A 24,090-nucleotide genomic window follows, 5' to 3' on the forward strand; every position below is an offset into this window, starting at 1 on the left:
CTCGTTACCTCTGATTGCTCTGGCGCGCGCGCCAGATTTGGTAGATCAGGACAAGGGCCCAGGTGAACCCCGCCAGCGCCATCAGGTCGAACAGCGCACGCACGCGCTGACTTAGCTCCAACTCGCCGCCGATGAACGTCGCCAGAACCCAGAACACCCCGGTGCCGGCGATCACCAGCGCGGCGCGGCGACCCTTGCGTGCTGTCTCTGCCGTCCTGTCCGCCATGATCCGTCTTCGTCAGTACACGTCGCCATCGTCGACACGCTTGGAAAATTCGGTCTCGCCGCCGGCGGCAAGGACCTTGGCCTGCTCGACCCAGTTGTCGCGGCTGACCCGGCCCTTGAAGCCTACGAGGTTCTCGTCGACCCATGCGACCTCGTCGGGCCCCCAGGCCGCGATCTGGTCGAAATGGTAGAAGCCGAAATCGTGGCATAGCTGTTCCAGCTTCGGCCCCACGCCCTTGATCTGTTTCAGATCGTCGGCCTGTCCACCCTTGGGCGCACTCAGCCCGGCGGGGCGCAGGCCGACCGACGTGTCCACGCTGCCATTGCCCTGCCCGGTCCCGGCCGCGCCCTCGTAGTGCCATTCGCCCTTGCGCTCGGCCAGTTCCTGCTCGCCGCTCAGCACCGTGCCGGATTTCACCGCCGCGGCGTCGCCATTGGCGGGTGCGGCCGTGGGCTTTTCGGCCGCCTTCGCGGCAGGCTTGTCAGCCGCCTTCGCGGCGGGCGTTTCGGCGGCCGGGGCGCGCTTGGGTGCTCCGCCCATCGCCAGTTCCATGGCGCCGGCCTGGTCCGGCGGGGCCTTGTAGCCGGTGATCCCGGTGAGGTTGCGCAGCGCCTGCACGACGGTGCCCCCGGTGATGCCGCTATCCTCGCGCGGATAATCGGTGCAGACAAGCCACCGGAATGCAAAGCCGAGGACCACCGCCACAGCGGCACCCAGCATGACTGCGGCTATCAGCCCCAGCGACTCGGTCGAGTCCAGCAGAACCATCAGCCCCGTCAGCGCGGCCAGCCCCCAGCACACCGCTTGGCAGGTGCTCCGTTTCGACGTATCCGACATGACAAATCCCCTCTCTGTTGATCACGCCGCGCGACGGCGCAGCGCCGACAGTCTGCCACGGGCACGGCCACTCTGTCTATTTGCCATTCATCAGCCGTTTCGCCTGCGCGACCCAGTCGTTCCGGCTGGCCCGTCCGTTGACGCCGTCGATATTGCGGTCGACCCATCTGACCTCGTCCGCCGTCCAGTGCGCCACCTGATCGAAGTGATGGATGCCGGCCGCGTTCAGCGCATCCTCCAGCTTGGGGCCGATCCCCTTGATCTCCTTGAGGTCATCCGACTGCCCGCCACGCGGCGCGTCGAGCATCGCGGGTTTCGTGCCCGGCGCGGCCTCGTCATCCTTCGCCGGCGCCGCATCCGTCGCAGGGGCGGAATGGCCCGGTGCGCTCGTGCTGTCGGTCGCCGCGCCGCGCACCAGCGCGGCCACCGTCTCCAGCGCGTCGCGCGTGACGACATCGACCGGCGTTTCGTTGGTCTTGACCTCGGGCGCGGCGGGATCGTGCCCGGCGCCCTTGTCGCGCCACGGCGTGTTCAGCGCCACCTCGGTGCCGTCGATGCGGCGGATCGTGTCGCCGAGATCGAGGGCGCGCGCCACGCTGGCATTATGGGCCGGGCGGTCGGCCTCGAACGCGGTCAGGCTGGTCAGCCCGGATTTCGGCTCGGACGCATAGCGGCCCACCTTCGATCCGGGCGTCGGCACCTTGCCGGCGGCGAGATCGTCGATCAGCGCGGCGAAGCCCTCGGGCGTCAGATCCTCGTAGTAATCCTTGCCCACCTGCGCCATCGGCGCGTTCGCGCAGGCGCCGAGGCATTCCACCTCTTCCCAGCTGAACTTGCCGTCCGGCGACAGCGCATACGGCTTCTTGGCGATCTTTTCCTCGCAGACCGCGATCAGGTCCTCGGACCCGCACAGCATGCAGGGCGTGGTCCCGCAGATCTGGAAATGCGCGATCCGGCCGACGGGATGCAGCTGGAACATGAAATAGAAGGTCGCGACCTCGAGCGCGCGGATGTAATCCATGTCCAGCATCGCGGCCACATGCTCTATCGCCGGGCGGGTCAGCCAGCCTTCCTGCTCCTGCGCGCGCCACATCAGCGCGATCACCGCGCTGGCCTGACGCCCCTCGGGATACTTGCTGATTTCCCCCTCGGCCCAGGCCTGATTGGCCTCGGTGAACTCGAAGCTGTCGGGTTGCTCGTGGTAAAGGCGGCGTAGCATCTAGGCACAGGCTCCTGTGGTCAACTCGACACCCCCGGCGGGCAGCCTCACGGCCCCGTCCGAGGACAGCTTGTAGGCGGTGATATCCATCAACTGCGCCCGCGACAGCCCGGTCTGAAGACCTGCCGCCATGTAGTCGGACTCGGTCACGAGGGTACAGCCGAGGCTTGCAACCGCGGCGTCATAGCGCGCGATATCCTGTTCCTCGACACTCTCGGGGATCATCGTACAGGCGGCGATCAGCCCAAGCGCGCCAAGCCCCAAGGCCGGGCGAAGGACAAACCTGCCCGCGAAAACACATGCATTCACCGGTCGATCTCCCCGAAGACGACATCCATCGTGCCGATGATCGCGGCGACGTCGGCCAGCTGATGCCCGCTTGCGACATGATCCATCGCCTGCAGGTGTAGGTATCCCGGCGCACGCAGCTTGACTCGGTAGGGCCGGTTGGTGCCATCGGCCACCATGTAGACCCCGAACTCGCCCTTGGGGGCCTCGACCGCGGCATAGACCTCGCCCGCCGGCACGTGGAACCCTTCGGTGTATAGCTTGAAATGGTGGATCAAGGCCTCCATCGAGGTCTTCATCTCGCCCCGCTGCGGCGGGGTGATCTTGCCGCGGGTCAGGATGTCGCCCTGCCCCTCGGGCGCGCGCAGCTTCTCGATCGCCTGCTGGATGATGCGCACCGATTGCCGCATCTCTTCCATCCGCAACAGGTAGCGGTCGTAGCAGTCGCCGTTCTTGCCGATCGGCACCAGGAAGTCGAACTCGTCGTAGCATTCATAGGGCTGCGCGCGGCGCAGATCCCACGCCATGCCCGATCCGCGGACCATCACGCCGCTGAACCCCCAGTCGAGCGCCTCCTGCTTGGTGACCACGCCGATATCGGCGTTGCGCTGCTTGAACACACGGCTTTCGGTCAGCAGCCCGTCGATGTCGTCGATCACCTTGGGGAACTCGCGCGACCATTCCTCGATATCGTCGAGCAGCTCGGGCGGCAGATCCTGATGCACCCCGCCGGGCCGGAAATACGCGGCGTGCAGCCGCGCCCCGCAGGCCCGCTCGTAAAAGATCATCAGCTTCTCGCGCTCCTCGAACCCCCAGAGCGGCGGGGTCAGCGCGCCCACGTCCATCGCCTGCGTCGTGACGTTCAGCAGGTGCGACAGGATGCGCCCGATCTCGGAATAAAGCACCCGGATCAGGCTCGCGCGCCGCGGCACCTCGACGCCTGTCAGCCGCTCGACCGCCAGACACCACGCATGTTCCTGGTTCATTGGCGCGACGTAATCCAGCCGGTCGAGATAGGGCAGGTTCTGCAGGTAGGTGCGGCTTTCCATCAGCTTCTCGGTGCCGCGATGCAGCAGGCCGATATGCGGATCGCAGCGCTTCACGATCTCGCCGTCAAGCTCCAGCACCAAGCGCAAAACCCCGTGCGCCGCAGGGTGTTGCGGCCCGAAGTTGATGTTGAAGTTGCGGATTTTCTGCTCACCCGTGAGGGTGTCTTCGAACTTGGATCCGTCCATCATGCGTCTCCCACTACCGTCTTGTCCTGCCATTCCGGCGGCAGCGTACCGAATTTCGCCCTGCAAAAGTCATTAGTCGGCGCCAACGCCTCTCTGGCCTTCCGCGCAACCTCGGGCGGCATTTCTCCGGATGCGTCAGCCCCGACATGCACTGCCTTATCGATCGCGGCAGGGCTTTCGACATCCAGGAACGCACAAAGTCTTTCGATTTCAGACTGTTGAAACAAGGTTTCGTAGAAAAAGTAGGCAATTCGTTCAGCCGCGACCACACTTTCAAGCGTCTGGATCGTGCGGTTGTAACTTGAAAGACGCAATGGGCCCGTCTCGGACTCTGCCAGACTTGAAAGCACCCGATCACTCACTGCCTGCGTTGTCGTGTTCTGCTGACCAAGTTCAATACGCAGACGATGCCTGCAACCGGACCACAGCCGCGCCACCGGATCGCGCATGATGAAGATGAAGCGGACATCGGGGGCCAACGCGGCCATTTCGGCGAAGGTTCCCGCCGTGCACCTCGCATAGGCAGGCGTGATTTCTCCGGCGACTTTCTCTTTCCGATACCCTGTAAAAAGCACATCACAGTAGATCGAATGAGTGGGCGACGGCACCGTGAATGCCTTCCACCATTTTTGAAGGAACAGATTTCTTCGAAAACGTCTCAGGTTTCGACCCGGTCGCAATACTGAACCCCAAAAGGACATGACAGGCCCACGGGGCATCTGTTTTTCAAGCAACCATGGGATCTTTTTCCCGCGATGCCCACTGCTCCAGTAATGCAGCTCCTTCTGGTAGCGTGGAACATGCACCTCCGGATGACCCGAAAGGAACTGATTAAGCCAACTGGTTCCACACTTTTCGGATCCGATGCCGAAAAAAAGACAGTCCGGACGCGCGAAGCGCGGGTCCGGCATGGCTTTGCTTGCCGCTCCAGCCGTGGACGCCGCGAAGTTTTCGCTAGTCGCACCGGCTTCGCGAACCGTGACCGCCATCACGACCGTCCGCCGTCAAGCTTGTCGCGGAATGCCATGACCCACAGCAGCACGATCACGCCGAACGGGATGATCGCCAGCAGGGACACCCAGCTCGGGATGCGAAACTGCGGCAACAGCCGCCAGAGCGGGACGATCATCAGGGCGGCAAAGACCAGCATCAATATGATGCCACCGCCGCCCATTCCCGGACCACCCATCATTTCGCCTCCTCTTTCTCGTCGCCGGGCAGCACGTAATCCGCGCCTTCCCATGGCGACATGAAATCGAATTGCCGGTATTCCTGCACCAGCTTCACCGGCTCGTAGACGACGCGCTTGCGGGTCTCGTCATAGCGCACTTCCGTGTAGCCCGTGGTCGGGAAATCCTTGCGCAGCGGATGCCCGCGAAAGCCATAATCGGTCAGGATCCGGCGCAGGTCGGGATGGCCCGAAAAGAGCAGGCCGAACATGTCGAACACCTCGCGCTCGAACCAGTTGGCGGCGGGATAGACCTCGGTGATCGACGGCACCATGTCCTCTTCGCGCGCCGCGACCCGCAGGCGGATGCGGTGGTTCTGGTACATGCTCAGCAAATGGTAGACCACGTCGAAGCGCTTGGGGCGTTCGGGGTGATCGACCGCGGTGATGTCGATCAGTGTCGAGAACGCGCAGGTCGGATCGACCTTAAGGAATTCCGTCAGCCCGGCGATGTTCGGCAATGCCACGTCGACGGTCAACTCGCCGCGCGCGATCGACCAGCCCAGGACGCAATCGCTGCGCCGCGTCTCGATATGGCTGCCAAGCTCCTTCAATGCCTTGCTCATCGCACCATCGTCCCCGTTCTGCGGATCTTGCGCTGCAATTGCAGGATCCCGTAAAGCAGCGCCTCGGCGGTCGGCGGGCAGCCGGGCACGTAGATATCGACCGGGATCACCCGGTCACAGCCGCGCACCACCGAGTAGCTGTAATGGTAGTACCCGCCGCCATTGGCGCAGGACCCCATCGAGATCACGTAGCGCGGCTCTGGCATCTGGTCGTAGACCTTGCGCAGCGCCGGCGCCATCTTGTTGGTCAGCGTGCCGGCCACGATCATCAGGTCGGATTGCCGCGGGCTGGCACGCGGCGCCACACCAAAGCGCTCGGCATCGTAGCGCGGCATCGAGGTGTGCATCATCTCGACCGCGCAGCAGGCCAGCCCGAAAGTCATCCAATGCAGGCTGCCGGTGCGCGCCCAGTTGATGATGTCCTCGGTCGAGGTCAGCAGGAACCCCTTGTCCTGCAACTCGGTATTCAGCGACTGCGTCGCCGGGTCGAATTCCCTGCCCGGGCTTTCCACCGGGGCAAGGCTGGACGGACCCGATTTCACACGCGGGCTTTGCCCGGGCTGACCTTGGGTATCGGTCACGAACGCGTCGTCCTTGTCGTTCATTCCCATTCCATCGCTCCTTTGCGCCATTCATAGGCAAAGCCGGCCGTCAGCACCGCCAGGAAAACCATCATCGACCAGAAGGCCGCCATGCTCACGTCCTGAAAGGCCACGGCCCACGGGAACAGCATCGCGATTTCCAGATCGAAGATGATGAACAGGATCGACACCAGGTAGAACCGGACGTCGAATTTCATGCGGGCATCATCGAACGCGTTGAAGCCGCATTCATAGGCGCTGACCTTTTCGGGATCGGGGTGCCGCACGGCCAGCACCACGGCAGCGAGGACCAGAACGAGGCCCAGACCGATCGCTATGGCCAGCAATATCAGGATGGGGAGGTATTCCCTCAGCATCTCTTCCACGATGTGGCTCCTTTCATACGCGGCGGCGCGCATCAAGTTGGCTGCTACGTCATTGATGTAGCCTCAGGCCGTCACGGGGTCAACCGAGCGTGCCCGCGAACGGGTGTGCAGCATGCGATTGCATACGATTACCGAACCCTCGATCCCACGCCGGACGGCGCGCCTGCGCCCCCTCTCTCAACTGCGCCAGGGCGGCGTGCGGCGGTCGAAGAACGCGGCGATGCCCGTCGCGGCCTCGTCGCCCGCCCAGCACGCGGCCAGCGCGTCGATGCTATCCGCGATCACGTCGTCGTCGATGCGCGGGCCAAGACTGCGCAGCTGTGCCTTGGCCCGGGCCACGGCCCCGGGCGCGCAGTCCAGGTAGGGCGCGACCTCGGCCTCGACCGCCACGTCGAGATCGGCTTGCGGCACCGCGCGGGCCAACAGGCCCAGCTCCACCGCCTCGGCCGCGTCGAACCGCCGCCCGGACATGAAGACCCGGCGCGCCCGCGCCTCGCCCATGCGCGCCGCGACGTAAGGCCCGATTGTCGCCGGGATCAGCCCCAGCCGCGTCTCGGTCAACGCCATCTGCACGTCGTCGGCGCCGATCGCGACATCGCAGACGCTCAGCAGCCCGATCCCGCCGCCGAAGACATTGCCATGCACGCGCCCGATCAGCGGCTTCGGGATCTCGTTGAGCGCGCGCAGCATATGCGCCAGCGTCGCGGCCTCGGCCTTGCGCTGCGCAGGATCCGCCGCGAACTGCGCGCGCATCCAGCCCAGATCACCGCCGGCGCAGAAGGTCTTGCCGGCGGCGGCCAGCACCACCACGCGGCAGGCCCCGTCCGCGCCAAGGCTGTCAGCCGCCGCATGCAACTCGGCGATCATCGCCGCCGACATCGCGTTGTGCTTGTCGGCCCGGTCGAGCCACAGCGTCGCGACCCCGCGCGCGTCGGTCTCGATGCGTATGGTCCCCGTCACACCGTCACCTCCCTGCCCTGCAGCCTTCTTCCAAAGAAACTTGTCAAAAAGCTTTTCAAGATTTTTGCCCCGCGCCGCGCAGCCGTCGCGCCATCCCGGCCGCCCGCGCCAGCACGCCCGCGTCCAGCCCGGTCTCGTATCCCAGATCCGTCAGCCGGGCCTGCACCGCCTCGGTCGCCACGTTGCCCGCCGCCCCGGGCGCGAACGGGCACCCGCCCAGTCCGCCAACGGCCGCATCGAAGACGCGCAGGCCGCGCGCCAGAGACGCCTCCATATTCTGCAAGGCAAGCCCGCCCGTGTCGTGGAAATGCCCCGCCAGCCGCGCCACCGGCACCACGTCCGCGACAGCGGCCAGCATCGCGTCGACCGCCTCCGGGGTGGCGCGCCCGATGGTGTCGCCAAGGCTGATCTCGTAGCACCCCATGTCCCACAGCGCCTTCGCCACGCGCGCCACTTCGGCCGGGTTCACCGGCCCGTCATAAGGGCACTCGACCACGCAGGAGACGTAGCCGCGCACCGGCATCCCCTGCGCCTTTGCCGCCTCGAGCACCGGGGCGAACCGCGCGAGGCTTTCGGCGATCGTGGCGTTGATATTGGCGCGCGAGAACCCTTCCGAGGCCGAGGCGAAGACCGCCACCTCGTCGGCACCCGCCGCGACCGCATCCGAGAACCCGCGCATGTTGGGCGTCAGCGCGGCATAGCGAACGCCCGGCGCACGCGCGATCCCGCGCAGCACCTCGCCCGATCCGGCCATCTGCGGCACCCATTTCGGGCTGACGAAACTTGCCACCTCGATGCGCGAAAACCCCGCGCCGCTCAGGGCATCGACCAGCGCGATCTTGTCGGCGACGGGAATCGCCCGCGCCTCGTTCTGCAACCCGTCACGGGGCCCGACCTCGAAGACCTCGACACGGCCCGCCATCAGCCCTCCTCCGGGACGGGATAGAAGTCCTGCGCGTAGATATCCTGCGCGCCGTCCCGCGCCTTGGCCCGGACATAGGCGGGGCGCGCGCGCAAGCCGTCCCGATAGGTCATCAGCCGCGGATAGGCTGCCAGATCGACGTAATAGCGCGCTAGTTCAAAACTGTAGCCGAACATGATATCGGCCGCCGAAAAGCCCGAGGGCAGCAGATACGCGCCGTCGATCCGCGCCTCGATCGCGCCGAGCGCGGCGCGCAGCCGCGCGTTCAGCAGCTTGATCACCGCGGCCGAGGGTGTCGCCGGCGGGCGCAGGAACACCTGGTTGAGGTTGAGGTTCTCCAGCAGGCAGCCCACCGTCTCGGAATAGCTCAGCATCTCGAGATACCGCGCGCGATCCGCGTCGCCCGGCGCGGGTGCCAGCCGCGCCTGCGGATAGGTCTCGCACAGAAGCTGGACGATCGCCGCGCTTTCAAACCAGACATCCCCGTGATGCTCCAGCACCGGCACGCGGCCCGCAGGCGACAGCGCCCGGAACTCCGGTGTCCGCATCGACCCGTCGCGGATCGAATAATAGCGGATGTCGAAGTCGAGCCCCAGCTCTTCCATCAGCCACAGCACCCGGAAGGAGCGCGCCAGCGGCACGTGATGCAGCGTGATCATGTCTCCACCTCCAGTCGCACCAGCGCCGCACCGGCCGAGACCTGGTCGCCTTCGCGCACCAGCACCTCGGCCACCACGCCGTCGCATGCGGCGAGCAGGCTGTGCTCCATCTTCATCGCCTCCAGCACGGCCAGCCTGTCGCCCTTGGCCACCGCCTGCCCGGCCCGCGCCTGCACCGCCTTGACCAGCCCGGGCATCGGCGCCTCGATCAGCGCGGGATCGCCCCCGGCGGCACTCTCGCGGGCCAGCGGATCGACCAGCTCGAAATTCAGCCCGTATCGCGCGAACACGGTGATCGTGGTGCCGCGGGTGGCGGTGCGCGGCGCCGGATGCCCGTCCAGACGCCACTGCCCGTCCACCCGCCGCGCGGCGACGGTCACGCCGTCCACCTCGATATCGTGGGCATCGCCCGACAGCGTGCGCAGACGCAGCGGGATCTCCTCGCCGGCATGGACCAAACGCAGCCCGCGCACCAGCGGCTGCCACAAGGCAAACCCCGCCTCGGGCGGCGCGTCGTCCAGCAGGCCCAGCCCGGCCAGCGCGGCTGTGGCGGCCGTGCGCCCATCCGGCGCGGGCGCCACCACCAGGTGCTCGATATCGCGCGCGATCAGCCCGGTATCGACGTCGCCGGCGGCAAAGCCGGCATGCCGTGCCAGCGCGCCCAGAAAGGCCAGGTTGGTGACCGTGCCCGCGACCTCGCACGCCTCCAGCGCCCGCGACAACCGCCGCAGCGCCACCCCGCGCGAGGGGCCGTGGGTGATGACCTTGGCGATCATCGGGTCGTAGAACGGGCTGATCTCGTCACCCGCGCGCACGCCGCTATCGGCGCGCACGCCCGCCGGAAAGACCAAGTGCGACAGCCGCCCTGTGGCGGGCAGAAAGCCTTTCGGGACGTCCTCGGCATAAAGCCGCGCCTCGAAGGCGTGACCGGTGATCGCCAGACCCTCCTGCCGCGCGGGCAGCCCTTCGCCCGCGGCGACGCGCAACTGCCACTCGACCAGGTCGACGCCCGTGATCGCCTCGGTCACCGGGTGCTCGACCTGCAGCCGCGTGTTCATCTCCATGAACCAGAACCCGTCGGGGCGCAGGCCGTCGCTGCCATCGACGATGAACTCCACCGTGCCCGCCCCGGCATAGCCGATGGCTTGCGCCGCGCGCACCGCCGCATCGCCCATCGCGGCGCGCATCTCGGGCGTCATGCCCGGCGCGGGGGCTTCCTCGATGACCTTCTGATGGCGGCGCTGCAGCGAACAGTCGCGCTCGAAAAGATGCACGGCACGGCTGCCGTCGCCAAAGACCTGCACCTCGATATGCCGCGGCTTGAGGATATACTTCTCGACCAGCACATCCGCATTGCCGAACGCCCCGCGCGCCTCGCTGCGCGCGCTCTCCAGCGCCTCGGTGAAACCTTCCGGCCGCTCGACCAGCCGCATGCCCTTGCCGCCGCCGCCCGCGACCGCCTTGATCAGCACCGGATAGCCGATCGCCTCGGCCTCTGCGGCCAGCACCGCGTCCGCTTGGTCGGCCCCGTGATAGCCGGGCACCACCGGCACGCCGGCCTCGTGCATCAGCCGCTTGGCCGCATCCTTCAGCCCCATCGCGCGGATCGCCTCCGCCGACGGACCGATGAACACCAGCCCCGCCGCCTCGACCGCCTCGACGAAATCGGGGTTTTCCGACAGGAACCCGTAGCCGGGATGAATGGCCTCGGCCCCGGTCTCCTGCGCCGCGGCGATGATCCGGTCGCCGCACAGGTAGCTGTCGGCCGGCGCAGAGCCGCCGATATGCACCGCCCGGTCGGCCAGCGCCACATGCGCGGCATCCCGGTCGGCATCGGAATGGACCGCGACCACCTCGACGCCCAGCGCCCGCGCCGTTCGCATCACGCGGCACGCGATCTCGCCGCGATTGGCCACAAGGATCCGCTCAAACATCCGACCCGTCCCCGGCTTCATCTTTCCAAAAATACTCCACTCCCACGGGAGCCATCCTCACATCCGGAAGACGCCAAAGCGCGTCTCCTCCACGGGCGCGTTCAGCGCCGCGCGCAAGCTCAGACTTAGCACATCACGGCTCTTGCGCGGATCGACGATGCCGTCATCCCAAAGCCGCGCACTGGCATACAGGGGATGCGACTGGCGCTCGAACATCTCCACGGTCGGCCGCTTGAACGCCTCTTCATCCTCCACAGACCACGCCTCGCCGCGCTTTTCCATCGCGTCACGCCGCACGGTGGCCAGCACGCCCGCGGCCTGCGCCCCGCCCATCACCGAGATCCGTGAATTGGGCCAGGTCCAAAGAAATCGCGGGCCATACGCGCGCCCCGCCATGCCGTAATTGCCGGCGCCGAAACTGCCGCCCACCAGCATGGTGATCTTTGGCACGGATGTCGTCGCCACCGCGGTCACCATCTTGGCGCCGTGCCGCGCGATGCCCTCGTTCTCGTATTTGCGCCCCACCATGAAGCCGGTGATGTTCTGCAGGAACACCAGCGGGATGCGCCGCTGCGAACAGAGCTCGATGAAATGCGCGCCCTTCGCGGCGGCCTCGGACAACAGCACGCCGTTATTGGCGACGATGCCCACCGGGCAGCCCTTTAGATGCGCGAACCCGGTCACGAGCGTCTCGCCGAACCGCGCCTTGAACTCGTCGAAATAGGACGCGTCGACCAGCCGCGCGATCACCTCGCGGATGTCGTAGGGCGTGCGCAGATCGGCCGGCACCACGCCCAGCAGTTCCGCGGGGTCATAGGCGGGCTCTCGCGGCGTGTCCCAGTCGAGGGTCGGCGCGGCCCCGAGGTTGCCGACCGCCCGCCTCGCCAGGGCCAACGCATGCGCGTCATCCTCGGCCAGGTAATCGGCCACGCCCGACAGCCGCGTATGCACGTCGCCGCCGCCCAGGTCCTCGGCGGTGACCACCTCGCCGGTCGCGGCCTTGACCAGCGGCGGGCCGGCGAGGAAGATCGTGCCCTGGTCCCGCACGATGATCGTCACGTCGCTCATCGCAGGGACATAAGCGCCGCCGGCGGTGCAGCTTCCCATCACCACGGCGATCTGCGCGATGCCCTTCGCGCTCATCCGTGCCTGGTTGTAGAAGATCCGCCCGAAATGGTCGCGGTCGGGGAAGACCTCGTCCTGATTGGGCAGGTTCGCGCCGCCCGAATCCACAAGGTAGATGCAGGGCAGATGACACTCTTCGGCGATCTCCTGCGCGCGCAGATGCTTCTTGACGGTCATCGGGTAATAGGTGCCGCCCTTCACCGTGGCGTCGTTGCACACGATCATGCAGTCGCGCCCCTCGACCCGGCCGACACCGGCGATCACACCGGCGCAGGGGGCAGCCCCCTCGTAAAGCCCGTGCGCCGCCGTCGCCCCGACTTCCAGAAACGGGCTGCCGGGGTCGAGCAGACCGGCCACCCGCTCGCGCGGGGGCATCTTGCCCCGCGCGCGGTGCCTGTCGCGCGCGGCCTTGCCGCCGCCTTCCGCGGCTGCCGTGGCGACCTCCTCGACCTCTCGCAGGGCCGCGAGATGCCCCGCCTCGTTGGTCTTGAACGCCTCCGACCCGGGAAGGATCGCCGATTTCAGTTGCATGACACAGTCTCCGGCCCGGGGGCGGGACCGATCCCGCCTGTTGCAATAATACCACGCGGCGCAGACTGACGCGCGACTTGATGCAGGTCAACGTCCCCCACCCCGGCACGGCCCATACCCGGCGCGATCGAAACAGGAGTGGACAGACCATGAAACACATCACCGCCCTCACCCTCGCCGCCCTGATGGGCACCACCGCCGCCCCGGTGCTTGCCCAGGAAAAGGGCGACATGCTGATCGGCCTCGGCCTGGGCTGGATCGAACCCGACGACGGGTCGAACACCTTGGTCGGCAAGGTCGACGCAGACGGGGCGCTGAGCCCGACGATCACCTTCGAATATTTCATCGCCGACCGCGTCGGGATAGAATTGCTGGCCTCCTGGCCCTTCGAGCATGACCTCAATCTCGCTGGCAGCGACATCGGTGAGACCAAGCATCTGCCGCCAACCTTGTCGCTGCAATACTATTTCACGAATGCCAGCCAGTTCACGCCCTTCGTCGGGGCGGGCATCAACTACACCTACTTCTTCGACGAAAAGACCCGAAATCTCGGCGGCGCATCGCTCGATCTCGACGATTCCTGGGGTCTCGCGCTGCATGCCGGCGTCGATTACGCGATCAGCGAGCGCGGCGCGCTTCGCGCGGATGTGCGTTACATCGACATCGAGACCGACGCGACCGTGGGCGGCACGGATATCGGTTCCGTGGATATCAGCCCCTGGGTGTTCAACGTGGCCTACGTGATCAAGTTCTGATCGGGGGCGGGTGAATTCGGGATCGCGAGGGCCGGCCATCATGCCGGCCCTTGTTCCGTCGTGCGGCATCGTCGTCGCGTGGTCTCCGCTGCTGCGCGGGCCTTCAGTTCCTTGCGGATCACCTTGCCGGTCACCGTCATCGGCAGCGCGTCGGTGAATTCGATTTCCCTTGGATAAGAGTAGCTTGCAAGGCGCTCCTTCACCCATGCCTGAAGCTCGTCGGCATCCGCGACCGCACCGGGTTTCAGCACGACATAGGCCTTGACGATCTCGGTCCGCAACGGGTCGGGCTTGCCCACCACCGCCGCCGTCGCCACGGCCTCGTGCCTCAGCAGGCAATCCTCGATCTCCGCGGGGCCGATGCGGTAGCCGGCGCTGGTGATCACGTCATCCTCGCGGCCCACGAACCGAATGAAGCCGTCCTCGATCAACCCGCGATCGCCGGTAAGCATCCAGTCGCCGCGAAACTTCGCCGCCGTCTCTTGCGTGCGGTTCCAGTAGCCCAGCATCATCGACGCCGACCCGCGCCTGACCGCGATATCGCCCTCGCCTTGTGCCGCGCGCCCGTCGTCGTCGATCACGGCGACGTCATGGCCCGGGACCGCGCGCCCCAGGCATCCCGGCACCGGCTCGAAGAGCGCCCCGCAAGAGCTTGCGATCATGTTGCATTCGGTCTGGCCGTAGAACTCGTTGACGGTGACGCCAAGCGCACCCCGTCCCCAATCCAGCATCTCGGCCCCCAGCGGCTCGCCGCCGCTCGCGACGCTGCGCAGACCCTCGATGCGGGCCTCGGACGCCCTCAGCATCCGCAGTGCCGTGGGCGGGAAAAACACATTTCTTACATTGGCTTGCGCGATGATCTTCGCGCAAACCTCGGGGCTGAACCCGGGCATCCGCGCGGCCACCACCGGCACACCGATGGCAAGCCCCGGCATAGCCACGTCGAACAGCCCGCCGATCCAGGCCCAGTCCGCCGGCGTCCACAGGCAATCACCCGGCTGCCCCAGAAAATCGTGGCTCATCTCGACACCCGGCAGATGCCCGGTCAGCACCCGGTGGGCGTGCAGCGCGCCTTTTGGGCTGCCGGTCGTGCCGCTGGTATAGATCAGCACGGCGGGATCCTCGGCCGCCGTATCCAGGGTGTCGAAGCGGCCCTCTGGCAGGCTCTCGTCCTCGGGAACCATCACGGTCACACCCGGCAGATCGGCCAGCAGGCCCGTGCACGCGGCGTCGGTCACCACCAGCGCCGCGCCGGCATCCTCCAGCCGGCTGCGCAAAGCGTCCTGCCGAAACAGCTGAAACAGCGGGATCGAGATCGCGCCGAGCTTCCAGATCGCGACATGCGCCGCCGCGCACCATGCGCCCTGGCTGCGCAGCACGCCCACGCGGTCGCCGCGCCCGACGCCCCGCACGCGCAGGCCCCATGCCAGCGCATCGGCCATGCCGCGCAGCGCGGCATAGGTGATCTCCACCGGTGCCGCGCCCGACAGATCCTTGATCGCGACGCGGTCGGGCGCGCGCGTGGCCCAGTCGTCGCAGACCTGCGCGGCCATGTTCAGCCGGTCGGGAATGTCCCACCGGAACCCGTCCTTCAGCACCCGGTACGCCGCCGGCGTCAACAGGGGGCCCATCGCGCTCATGACGCCGGCCCCGGCCTGTTGCGATGCGCCAGGCGGCCGTAGGGATCGACGAAATACTCGTACCGCCCGCAGGTCACGACCAGCCACAACTCGTCACTCATCGCCGGCCGCGCCGCGCAATCGGAGCGCGCAGCGCCCGTCCCCGCCTCATCCAGATACAGCGCCGCCATCCGTTCGATCGCCTGCGTTTCGGTGGTGGTCACCGCGCGCCCGCCCAGAAGCAGCCCGATCCCCGCCACCACGGCGATCAGCGCCACGAGCGGCAACACCATCAGACGCCGCGACATCGGGATCTATCGGCGGGCAACACGGTCACGCCATCGCCCCCATCATCTCGCGGCCGACCAGCATGCGGCGGATCTCTGAGGTGCCCGCGCCGATCTCCATCAGCTTGGCATCGCGGAAGATGCGCGCGACGGGGCTGTCGTTGAGGAACCCCGCCCCGCCCATCGCCTGCACCGCCTGATGCGCCTGCACCATCGCCTGTTCGCTGGCGTAAAGACAGCAGGCGGCGGCGTCCTGACGTGTCACGTCGCCGCGGTCGCAGGCCTTGGCGACCTCGTAGACATAGGCGCGGGCCGAGTTCATCGCGGTATACATGTCGGCCATCTTGCCCTGCATCAACTGGAACGACCCGATGGGTTGCCCGAACTGCTTGCGCTCGGCCATGTATGGCATGATCGCATCCAGACAGGCGGCCATGATCCCCGTGCCGATACCGGCCAGCACCACGCGCTCGTAATCGAGGCCGGACATCAGCACATTCACGCCCTTGCCTTCTTCGCCCAGCACGTTCTCGAACGGCACCTCGACCTCGTCGAAGATCAGCTCTGCGGTGTTGGACCCGCGCATCCCCAGCTTGTCAAAATGCGGGCTGGTCGAAAAGCCGGTCATCTCCTTCTCGATCAGGAAGGCGGTGATGCCGCGCGCGCCGGCCTCGGGATCGGTCTTGGCATAGACCACCAGCGTATCGGCGTCGGGGCCGTTGGTGATCCAGTACTTGGTGCCGTTCAACTTGTAGTGATCATTGCGCTTTTCCGCGCGCAGCTTCATCGAGACGACATCGCTGCCCGCGCCGGCCTCCGACATCGCCAGCGCGCCGACCTGTTCGCCGGACACCAAGCCGGGCAGGTATTTCTGCCGCTGCTCGGGCGTACCGTTCAGCTTGACCTGGTTCACGCACAGGTTGCTGTGCGCCCCGTAGCTGAGCGAGACGCTGGCCGAGGCGCGCGCGATTTCCTCGACGGCGACGACATGCGCCAGATAATTCATGTCCGACCCGCCATATTCCTCGGGGACAGTGATCCCCAGAAGGCCCAGGTCGCCCATCTCGCGCCACAGCTCGTGCGGGAAGGTGTTGCTGCGGTCGATCTCGGCGGCGATCGGCGCGACGCGTTCCTGCGCCCAGCGATGGACCATCTCGCGCAGGGCGTTCACATCCTCTCCCAGATCGAACCTCATCACGGCATTGAACATGGCACTCCTCCCCCGGCAGCCCGTTATTGAACGCACGTTCAGTTATAGCCACACGCCACGTGGCGCGTCAATCCCGCGCGTCTGCTCGCGAGCATAGCATGGCCGGGGCGCGCCCCAAAGCGTGCGCCACTGCGGCCTGCGGCGCGGGCCTTTCGTCGCGGACGCCCGCGCCTGACATGCTCCTGTCAACCTCGACGAGATCCGAGGCTGTAAATCCCGTGCGACATTGCGTCCCGCTGCCATGTTCGCGACGGTCCGAGAGCCTAGATCGCGCCATGCGTACACAGACGTATGCACAAGGAGCAAAGCCATGGAAAACATCTCGGTCGAGCAATACGACCTCATTTACAATGCTTTCTCGTTTGCGTTCGCGACGCTTGCTGCGGCAACAATCTTCTTCTGGTTGGGACGCAGTCAGGTCGCTCCGCAATACAGGACTGCAATGACCATCACCGGTCTTGTCACGTTCATCGCCGCCTACCACTACTTTCGGATCTTCGAAAGCTGGGAGACGGCGTTTGACGTGACCGAAGGCACGGTCGCGACGACGGGGTATGCCTTCAACCAGGCGTATCGCTATGTCGACTGGCTGTTGACGGTGCCGCTGCTTCTGGTCGAGCTGATCCTCGTCATGGGGCTCAGCAGGTCGGAAACCGTGTCGCGCGCGACGCGGCTCGGGCTGCTGGCGGCATTGATGATCGTCCTGGGATATCCCGGCGAGATCGCCGAAACCGCCGGCGCCCGCTGGTTCTGGGGCATCGCGTCGATGATCCCGTTCCTGTGGATCGTCTACGAGCTGTTCGTGGGCCTGTCGAAGTCGATCGACGACCAGCCGGCGGATGCGCGTGGTCTCGTCAGCGCGGCGCGGTACCTCGTCGTCGGCAGCTGGGCGTTCTACCCGATCGTCTACTTCGCCGGGGCCATCGGCCTCGAAGGGGCGACTGCCACGACGATCATCGAGGTCGGCTACACGGCGGCAGACATCACCGCCAAGGCCGTGTTCGGCGTTCTGATCTTCATGATCGCGCAACGCAAGAGCGTGGCCTATTTCGAAAGCCAGAAAGCCTCGGCCCAACCGGCCGAGTGAAAAAGACGGCTGCCCGCGGTTACCGCGGGCAGTCGGCCTTGCGATCTCATCGGACATTCTTCGGAGCGACGTTGCCGATGCAGGGATGCTGACAGGTCCGTTTGCGTACCAAACGCGTAAAGAAATGTACGCCCTGTACGCAGATCGGCGGCCCCCGTCCGCCTTTCGCAACCCACGCCGACCGCCCGACAGCATAATGACGGAGTTTCCCAATGCCGCGTGATACCTCGATCGACAGCCAGCCCCGTGCAATCGTCGCCGGGGCCGGATTCGGCGGCATCGCCGCCGCCCTGCGCCTGCGCGCGCGTGGCTATGATGTGCATCTCGTCGACCGTTGCGCGCGGCTGGGCGGACGCGGGCAAGTCTTTGAACATGAGGGTTTTCGCCACGATGCCGGGCCCACGGTGCTGACCGCGCCGCATCTCTTCGAGGAACTGTTCGAACTATTCGGCAAGCGCCTGCACGATTACGTCGAACTGGTCGAGCCCGACCCGTGGTATCGCTTCCATTTCCACGACGGCGAGACCTTCGATTACGGCCCGACCGAGGCCGCGACCGAGGCCGAAATCGCCCGCCTGTCGCCCCGCGACGTTGACGGGTATCGCCGCCTCGGCGCGTGGTCGAAGAAGATCTATGACATTGGATTCAAACGCCTTTCAACGACGCCGTTTCACTCGCTGGGATTCATGCTGCGCCAGATCCCGCACCTGGTGCGGCTGCGATCCTATGAAAGCGTGTGGTCGATGGTGTCGCGCTTCATCAAGGACGACCGCCTGCGCCGCGCGTTCTCCATTCAGCCACTTCTCGTGGGCGGCAACCCGTTCGATACCACCGCGATATACGGCATGATCAACCACTTGGAGCGTACGCACGGGATCTGGTTCTGCAAGGGCGGCACCGGCGCGCTGGTCGATGCGCTGGAGCGGCTGATGCTGGAAGAGGGCATCACCATCCGCCTGAACACCACCGTGGCGCGGATAAGGCTGGAGGGCCGTGTTGCCACCGGCATCGTGCTGGACAACGGGCTCGAGATCCCCGCCGATGTCGTGGTGTCGAACATGGATCCCGTCCACGTCTATCGCCACATGCTGCCCGCCGGAGTGCCATCGCCGGTCGCGAAGCTCCGGGCAAGGAACGGCCGCCTGTCGATGGGCCTTTACGTGCTCTTTTTCGGGGCGAACCGGACCTGGCCGGAGGTGGCGCATCACACCGTGTGGTTCGGCGAACGCTACAGGGACTTGCTGCGCGACATCTTCCACCGCAAGGTGCTGGCCGAGGATTTTTCGCTTTATGTTCATCGCCCTACGGCAACCGATCCAAGCTTTGCCCCCGACGGCAAGGACAGCTTCTACGTGCTCTGCCCGGTGCCCAACCTCGCCGGCGGGCAGGACTGGGCAGTCGAGGGTCCGAAGCTGCGCGACCGCATTGTTGCCGCACTCGACGCTTCGATGCTGCCGGGACTCGCCGACACGATCACCGCCGAATTCGCTATGACGCCCGAGGATTTCAAATCCGACTACCTCTCGGTCGACGGGGCCGGGTTCTCTCTCTCGCCGTTCTTCTCGCAATCGGCGTGGTTCCGGTTTCACAATCGTGCCGAAGGGATCCAAGGCCTTTATTTCGTGGGCGCCGGCACGCATCCCGGTGCCGGGCTGCCGGGCGTGGTCTCGTCGGCGAAGGTTCTCGACACGGTCGTGCCCGCCCCGGTGCCCGCGCCATGACACCCGAAGCGATCCTGGCCCGCCACGCCCGCAGTTTCGCGCCCGCCGCGCGCATCCTGCCGCCCGCAGATCGCCGCCGCATCGCACGTCTTTACGCGCTGTGCCGCACGGTGGACGACTTGGCCGACACCGTGGGCGGGCCGAAAGTGCAGGCGCGACTGACCCGTCTTGCGCACGAATTGCGCAGCAAAAACAACGGCGATCCCCTGGCCGCGGAAGCATGTGCCCTTTTCGACGCGCGGCCCGAGGGCTTGGCAAGCTTTGCCCAGCTGGTGGATACCGTGGCGCAGGATACCGGCGCGACCCGCATCGCCGACGAGGCCGCGCTCGAGCAGTACTGCATGGGGGTGGCCGGCACCGTCGGCGTGATGGTCTGCACGCTTTTCGACATTCGCGCTCGCTGGCATCCCGCCGCTGCCGATCTCGGCAAGGCGATGCAACTGACCAATATCTGCCGCGACGTGGCCGAGGACGCTCAGGCCGGTCGGCGGTATCTGCCTTACACGCTGTGCCCGCATGACGCGCACGCCATCGTCGAGGGTGATCCCGACACCCGCACCGATGTTGCGCAGGCCGTCGCCACCCTGCTGGCCCGGGCCGATACGCTTTACGCCTCGGGGCGCGCCGGGCTGCCAGCTCTGCCATTGCGACTGCGCCTCGCGGTGGCCGCGGCCGCGTCGATGTATGCCGGCATCGGGACCGAACTGCGCGCGCGGTCCTGCGATCCCTGCGCCGGGCGCGTGTTTGTGCCGCGCTGGCGCAAGCTGCTTCTGGCCGCGCAGGGTGTCACCGCGCATGCAGCACCAAGTCGGTCGGCCAACGCGGGACGGCATCATGCCACGTCCTGACGTCGATATCGCGATCCTCGGCGGCGGCTGCGCCGGGCTGAGCGTGGCGGTACGGCTGGCCCTAGCCGGTCGCAGCCTGCTGGTGATCGAGCCGCGTGCGCAATATGTCGACGACCGCGCATGGAGCTTCTGGCGCACCGCCCCTGACCCGTTCGAGGACTGCGTGCGCGCCTCTTGGTCGCGGTGGGAGGTCGGCGGGCCGGGCGGCGCGGTTTGCCGCGGATCGGCGCATATGCGCTACCAGACCGTGGCCGCCGGCGCGGTCTACGACCGTGCGCAATCGCTGATCGCCGACAGCCCGCTGGCCGCGCTGTCGATGGGAACCTCAGCGAATGATCTGCATAAGTCACCCGATGGCTGGCGGATCGAGACCGATACCGGCACGCTGCACGCCAATCACGTGATCGACACGCGCCCGCCGCGTCGCATCCCGACCTACGGGCAGTTCTTTCTGGGCCGCGAGATCCGCACCGAACGCCCGGTTTTCGACCCCGGCAGCGTGCAGTTGATGCAGTTTCGCCCCGCCCGCAGCCGCGGTGTCGATTTCGTCTACATCCTGCCTTTCGCGCGCGATTGCGCGCTGGTCGAGGTGACGTCCTTCGCCCCCACCTCGCCCGGCCGCGCCGTGTTCGAGGACTGGCTGGAGACCGAGATCGCGGGGCTGCAGCCGGGCCGGTTCGAAGTGTTGCGCGAGGAAACCGGCGCGCTGCCGATGGAGGTCGGTTTTGCCGAACCGCCGCAGCCGGGCGTGATTCGCATGGGCCTGGGTGGCGGGGCTGCGCGCCCGTCAACCGGATACGCCTTCACCCGCATCCAGTCACAGGCCGATCATGTCGCGGAGGCGCTGCGCCGCGGGGCGATGCCACGGACGCTGCGCGACGGCCTTGCGACGCGGTTCATGGACCGGGTCTTCCTGCAGGTCCTGCAAACCATGCCGGAACGCGGACCCGCCCTTTTCGAGGGGCTTTTCCGCAACGCCGCCCCCGATCGGCTGGAGCGGTTCCTGTCGGGCTCCACCCATCCCGCCGACCGGCTGTCGGTGATGACGTCGCTGCCCACGCTGCCATTCCTGCGCGCGGCGCTGGTGCCGGCATGACGCGCGCGCCGGAATGGCAGACGGCGGTCTTCGGTGTTTGCGCAATGGTCGCAGCACTGTTGCAGCTCAGCCTGCAGCCTGGCATCGCGACGCAATTGCTGCTGCTGGCGCCGCTGATAGCCATCTTCGGGCTGCCGCATGGCGCGCTCGACCTGCCGATGGCCGAGACGCTTTGGCCGCTCGACGGATGCCGCGGAAAGCTGCGGTTCATGGCGATCTACCTTGGCCTCGTCGCTTGCGTGATCGGGCTGTGGATCGTGCTTCCAGGGGCGGCCCTGGTCGCGTTTCTCGCCTATTCGGCGCTGCATTTTTCCGACGACTGGTCGCACGCCGCTTCTCCGCTGCGCTGGACCGGCGGTCTGGCCACGATCGGCGCGCCCGCATTGCTGCATCACGCCGAGGTCACGACGCTTTTCGCCTACCTGGTGCCGGCCGGGGCCGCATCATGGGCCGCCGCTGCCGCCGCCATCGCCGGGGGTGTCGCAGGTGTGGGCTTCGTGGTGACCGTTCTCTTCAGGCCTCAGACGCGCGAGCGGGCGGCGCTGGAGCAGGCGATCCTGTGGGGGCTCGCGGCCCTGCTGCCACCGCTGGTCTATTTCACCGTCTATTTCTGCGGCCTGCATTCCATCCGGCATTTCGACGCGACGATCCGGTCGGTCCCGCGCGCGCGGCGGGCGCTGGTCACCGCGGCGGGGCTGTCGGCAGCCGTCACGCTGACCGGTGCCTTGCTGCTATACGCGAGATCCGGGAGTGACAGCCTGACAGCCGAGGGCGGCGGCATGCAGGTGATCTTCATCGGCCTCGCCGCGCTGACGGTGCCGCACATGCTGCTGGTCGACCGGTTCAAACGCCGCGGCTAGCTGCGGCGCGGTCAGCCTTCGCGCGGCGGCACGACGCCCTTTTCCGCCAGCCGCGTGAAGAAGCCCAGGACCTCGTCTTGCGTGGAACGCTCGATCGCGCCGTCGCGCACCTCCTCGATGCTCCAGACCCAGCTATCGGCGGGATCGTCGCGCATCGCCCAGCCGGGAAAAAGGCGGTGCTGGATCGGGCGATCCACCAGTTTCGTGACCTCGACATGCCGGTCGTCGTTCAGGATGCGCGCATAGACGTCCTCGACCTTCTTCTCGGGTCCTTCGAGAAGTTGCAGGTACAGATCGTGCCGCGCGATCAGCGCCCCGGTGATGTCGTCGCGCGCATTGGCTCGGCGGGAATCCAGCAGGAGGTTCGACAATATGGCCTGGTCGAAGCCGAACGGGCGGGACGCGTAGACAAGCTGGACAAGCGGCATGAACGATCCCCTTTCGCGTCGATGCCATATGCGCCGACTTTCCGTCGAATCGTACCGGCTGTGCAGGAGCGCGTCCAGAGGGCGTTGCGCATGACGCCGCCGCTTCACATGCTCTACACCTGCGGCGAAAACTCGGCTATCAGGACGGCAACGATTCAAAGCCCCCTGAGGACCAGACCCATGCATGACATCCGCGCGATCCGCGACGCCCCCGAGATTTTCGACGCCGCGATGGCCCGCCGCGGGCTCGCCGCGGCCTCGGGCCCGGTGCTGGCGCTCGACGCGGCGCGACGCGCCCGGATCAACGCCGCCGAGACCGCCCAGGCCGAGCAGAACCGCGCCTCGAAGGACGTGGGCGCGGCCAAGGCGCGCGGCGACGAGGGCGAGTTCGCCCGGCTGCGCGTCCTCGTGGGCGAGAAAAAGGCCGAGGTCGCCGCGATGCAGGCCGAGGCCAAGGATCTCGACGCGCAACTGACCGAGATGCTGATGGGGCTGCCCAACCTGCCGCATGACGACGTCCCCGAGGGCGCGGACGAGGCCGACAACGTGGAATTGCGCCGCTGGGGCACGCCGGCGACCCTCGATTTCGCGCCGAAAGAGCATCACGACATCGCCGGCGTCGCCGAGGGCATGGATTTCGAGGCCGCCGCGACACTGTCGGGTAGCCGCTTCGTGGTGCTCAAGGGGGCCGTGGCGCGAGTCCACCGGGCGCTGGCGCAATTCATGCTCGACACGCATGTCGAGGAGAACGGCCTGTCGGAGACATGGACGCCGGTGCTGGTGCGCGACGAGATGATGCGCGGCACCGGGCAGTTGCCGAAATTCGGCGAGGACAGCTACCGCACGACGAATGGCTGGTGGCTGGTGCCGACGGCCGAGGTGACGCTGACCAACCTCGTGCACGGGCTGACCGTCGACGCGGCCACGCTGCCGCGCCGGATGGTGGCGCATACCCAGTGCTTTCGCTCCGAGGCCGGATCGGCGGGGCGCGATACCGCCGGCATGCTGCGCCAGCACCAGTTCGAGAAGGTCGAGATGGTCTCGATCACCCATCCCGACACCAGCCGCGACGAGCTCGACCGCATGACGGGCTGTGCCGAGGGCATCCTTGAACGGCTCGGCCTGCCCTACCGGACGGTCGTGCTGTGCACCGGCGACATGGGCTTCGGCGCGCGGCGCACGCATGACATCGAGGTCTGGCTGCCCGGCCAGGACATGTATCGCGAGATTTCGTCGGTCTCGGTCTGCGGCGATTTCCAGGCGCGGCGAATGAACGCCCGCTTCAGGCCCGAGGGCGGCGGCAAGCCCGATTTCGTGCATACGCTCAACGGGTCGGGGCTTGCGGTCGGGCGCGCGCTGATCGCGGTGCTCGAGAACGGCCAGCAGGCGGACGGATCGGTGCGCCTGCCCGAGGTGCTGCACCCCTATCTGCGCGGTCGCACGATGCTCGGCGCGGACGGGGTGCTGTGCTGACGCGGCGGA

The 24,090-nt window shown here is 66.9% G+C and carries 26 protein-coding genes; 7 read left to right on the forward strand and 19 right to left on the reverse strand.

The genetic code is table 11. The features are described 5' to 3' along the window. Positions 1-4 precede the first annotated feature (4 nt). The 15 genes from V8324_RS02995 to V8324_RS03065 all read right to left on the reverse strand — a co-directional run bounded on the left by V8324_RS02995 (position 5) and on the right by V8324_RS03065 (position 12,697). Positions 5-226, reverse strand: coding sequence for a DUF5337 domain-containing protein (locus tag V8324_RS02995; RefSeq protein ID WP_336418436.1), 222 nt, complete (start codon positions 224-226; stop codon positions 5-7). Between the two features lie 12 nt (positions 227-238). Beyond that, entirely contained in the window at positions 239-1,063 is an 825-nt protein-coding gene (locus V8324_RS03000; RefSeq protein ID WP_336418437.1) for an NADH:ubiquinone oxidoreductase, read from the reverse strand. A gap of 76 nt (positions 1,064-1,139) precedes the next feature. After that, positions 1,140-2,282, reverse strand: a complete 1,143-nt coding sequence (locus tag V8324_RS03005; protein WP_336418438.1) for an NADH-quinone oxidoreductase subunit E — start codon at positions 2,280-2,282, stop codon at positions 1,140-1,142. Further along, complete coding sequence (locus tag V8324_RS03010) at positions 2,283-2,591, reverse strand: hypothetical protein (RefSeq protein ID WP_336418439.1); 309 nt, start codon at positions 2,589-2,591, stop codon at positions 2,283-2,285. Then, positions 2,588-3,805 carry an NADH-quinone oxidoreductase subunit D gene (locus V8324_RS03015; RefSeq protein ID WP_336418564.1) on the reverse strand — a complete coding sequence of 406 codons (1,218 nt, stop codon included), beginning with the start codon at positions 3,803-3,805 and terminating at the stop codon, positions 2,588-2,590. The genes V8324_RS03010 and V8324_RS03015 overlap by 4 nt, the downstream gene beginning before the upstream one ends. Further along, the gene (locus tag V8324_RS03020) at positions 3,805-4,794 is read right to left on the reverse strand and encodes a sulfotransferase (protein WP_336418440.1); all 990 of its coding nucleotides are present in this window, start codon (positions 4,792-4,794) and stop codon (positions 3,805-3,807) included. The genes V8324_RS03015 and V8324_RS03020 overlap by 1 nt, the downstream gene beginning before the upstream one ends. Further along, a complete protein-coding gene (locus V8324_RS03025; protein ID WP_336418441.1) occupies positions 4,794-4,994 on the reverse strand; it encodes a hypothetical protein in 201 nt (66 codons plus the stop codon). Before V8324_RS03025 ends, V8324_RS03020 begins: the two co-directional genes overlap by 1 nt. Beyond that, positions 4,994-5,599 carry an NADH-quinone oxidoreductase subunit C gene (locus tag V8324_RS03030; RefSeq protein WP_336418442.1) on the reverse strand — a complete coding sequence of 202 codons (606 nt, stop codon included), beginning with the start codon at positions 5,597-5,599 and terminating at the stop codon, positions 4,994-4,996. Before V8324_RS03030 ends, V8324_RS03025 begins: the two co-directional genes overlap by 1 nt. Further along, positions 5,596-6,210, reverse strand: a complete 615-nt coding sequence (locus tag V8324_RS03035) for a NuoB/complex I 20 kDa subunit family protein (protein ID WP_336418443.1) — start codon at positions 6,208-6,210, stop codon at positions 5,596-5,598. Before V8324_RS03035 ends, V8324_RS03030 begins: the two co-directional genes overlap by 4 nt. Further along, positions 6,201-6,566 (reverse strand): NADH-quinone oxidoreductase subunit A, encoded by a 366-nt coding sequence (locus tag V8324_RS03040; RefSeq protein ID WP_336418444.1) that lies wholly within the window; start codon positions 6,564-6,566, stop codon positions 6,201-6,203. The genes V8324_RS03035 and V8324_RS03040 overlap by 10 nt, the downstream gene beginning before the upstream one ends. Positions 6,567-6,743: 177 nt before the next feature. Further along, the gene (locus V8324_RS03045) at positions 6,744-7,526 is read right to left on the reverse strand and encodes a crotonase/enoyl-CoA hydratase family protein (RefSeq protein ID WP_336418445.1); all 783 of its coding nucleotides are present in this window, start codon (positions 7,524-7,526) and stop codon (positions 6,744-6,746) included. Between the two features lie 55 nt (positions 7,527-7,581). Then, positions 7,582-8,448, reverse strand: coding sequence for a hydroxymethylglutaryl-CoA lyase (locus V8324_RS03050; RefSeq protein ID WP_336418446.1), 867 nt, complete (start codon positions 8,446-8,448; stop codon positions 7,582-7,584). Next, complete coding sequence (locus V8324_RS03055; RefSeq protein ID WP_336418447.1) at positions 8,448-9,107, reverse strand: glutathione S-transferase family protein; 660 nt, start codon at positions 9,105-9,107, stop codon at positions 8,448-8,450. The genes V8324_RS03050 and V8324_RS03055 overlap by 1 nt, the downstream gene beginning before the upstream one ends. Beyond that, positions 9,104-11,041, reverse strand: a complete 1,938-nt coding sequence (locus tag V8324_RS03060; protein WP_336418448.1) for an acetyl/propionyl/methylcrotonyl-CoA carboxylase subunit alpha — start codon at positions 11,039-11,041, stop codon at positions 9,104-9,106. Before V8324_RS03060 ends, V8324_RS03055 begins: the two co-directional genes overlap by 4 nt. A gap of 57 nt (positions 11,042-11,098) precedes the next feature. Beyond that, positions 11,099-12,697: a carboxyl transferase domain-containing protein gene (locus tag V8324_RS03065; protein ID WP_336418449.1), complete on the reverse strand. Its 1,599-nt coding sequence runs from the start codon at positions 12,695-12,697 to the stop codon at positions 11,099-11,101. A 149-nt stretch (positions 12,698-12,846) separates the two neighbouring features. On the opposite strand from V8324_RS03065, the gene V8324_RS03070 reads away from it, so the two are divergent. Beyond that, positions 12,847-13,452, forward strand: coding sequence for an OmpW/AlkL family protein (locus tag V8324_RS03070; protein ID WP_336418450.1), 606 nt, complete (start codon positions 12,847-12,849; stop codon positions 13,450-13,452). Between the two features lie 38 nt (positions 13,453-13,490). On the opposite strand, the gene V8324_RS03075 is transcribed toward V8324_RS03070, so the two are convergent. From V8324_RS03075 to V8324_RS03085, 3 genes are read right to left on the reverse strand one after another with little or no spacing between them, the layout of a single operon-like run. After that, entirely contained in the window at positions 13,491-15,092 is a 1,602-nt protein-coding gene (locus V8324_RS03075; protein ID WP_336418451.1) for an AMP-binding protein, read from the reverse strand. Beyond that, complete coding sequence (locus tag V8324_RS03080; RefSeq protein WP_336418452.1) at positions 15,089-15,379, reverse strand: hypothetical protein; 291 nt, start codon at positions 15,377-15,379, stop codon at positions 15,089-15,091. Before V8324_RS03080 ends, V8324_RS03075 begins: the two co-directional genes overlap by 4 nt. Positions 15,380-15,404: 25 nt before the next feature. Continuing rightward, complete coding sequence (locus V8324_RS03085; protein ID WP_336418453.1) at positions 15,405-16,568, reverse strand: isovaleryl-CoA dehydrogenase; 1,164 nt, start codon at positions 16,566-16,568, stop codon at positions 15,405-15,407. 310 nt (positions 16,569-16,878) lie between these two features. Between V8324_RS03085 and V8324_RS03090 the strand changes: the two genes are divergently transcribed. From V8324_RS03090 to V8324_RS03110, 5 genes are all read left to right on the forward strand, one after another. Continuing rightward, on the forward strand, positions 16,879-17,655 hold the full coding sequence (locus tag V8324_RS03090; protein ID WP_336418454.1) for a bacteriorhodopsin-like: 777 nt from the start codon (positions 16,879-16,881) through the stop codon (positions 17,653-17,655). A 212-nt stretch (positions 17,656-17,867) separates the two neighbouring features. Then, positions 17,868-19,376 (forward strand): phytoene desaturase family protein, encoded by a 1,509-nt coding sequence (crtI, locus tag V8324_RS03095; RefSeq protein WP_336418455.1) that lies wholly within the window; start codon positions 17,868-17,870, stop codon positions 19,374-19,376. After that, positions 19,373-20,224, forward strand: coding sequence for a phytoene/squalene synthase family protein (locus tag V8324_RS03100; protein ID WP_336418456.1), 852 nt, complete (start codon positions 19,373-19,375; stop codon positions 20,222-20,224). The genes crtI and V8324_RS03100 overlap by 4 nt, the downstream gene beginning before the upstream one ends. Then, positions 20,211-21,320, forward strand: coding sequence for a lycopene cyclase family protein (locus V8324_RS03105; RefSeq protein ID WP_336418457.1), 1,110 nt, complete (start codon positions 20,211-20,213; stop codon positions 21,318-21,320). Before V8324_RS03100 ends, V8324_RS03105 begins: the two co-directional genes overlap by 14 nt. Further along, positions 21,317-22,180 (forward strand): Brp/Blh family beta-carotene 15,15'-dioxygenase, encoded by an 864-nt coding sequence (locus tag V8324_RS03110; RefSeq protein ID WP_336418458.1) that lies wholly within the window; start codon positions 21,317-21,319, stop codon positions 22,178-22,180. The genes V8324_RS03105 and V8324_RS03110 overlap by 4 nt, the downstream gene beginning before the upstream one ends. Positions 22,181-22,191: 11 nt before the next feature. On the opposite strand, the gene V8324_RS03115 is transcribed toward V8324_RS03110, so the two are convergent. Then, a complete protein-coding gene (locus tag V8324_RS03115; protein WP_336418459.1) occupies positions 22,192-22,608 on the reverse strand; it encodes a BLUF domain-containing protein in 417 nt (138 codons plus the stop codon). A gap of 180 nt (positions 22,609-22,788) precedes the next feature. Here V8324_RS03115 and serS point away from each other — a divergent pair, with 180 nt between their 5' ends. Then, complete coding sequence (gene serS, locus V8324_RS03120; protein ID WP_336418460.1) at positions 22,789-24,081, forward strand: serine--tRNA ligase; 1,293 nt, start codon at positions 22,789-22,791, stop codon at positions 24,079-24,081. Positions 24,082-24,090 lie beyond the last annotated feature (9 nt).

This window comes from Roseovarius sp. D22-M7 (genome assembly GCF_037083785.1).
In the GTDB taxonomy this organism is placed as follows: Bacteria; Pseudomonadota; Alphaproteobacteria; order Rhodobacterales; family Rhodobacteraceae; genus Roseovarius.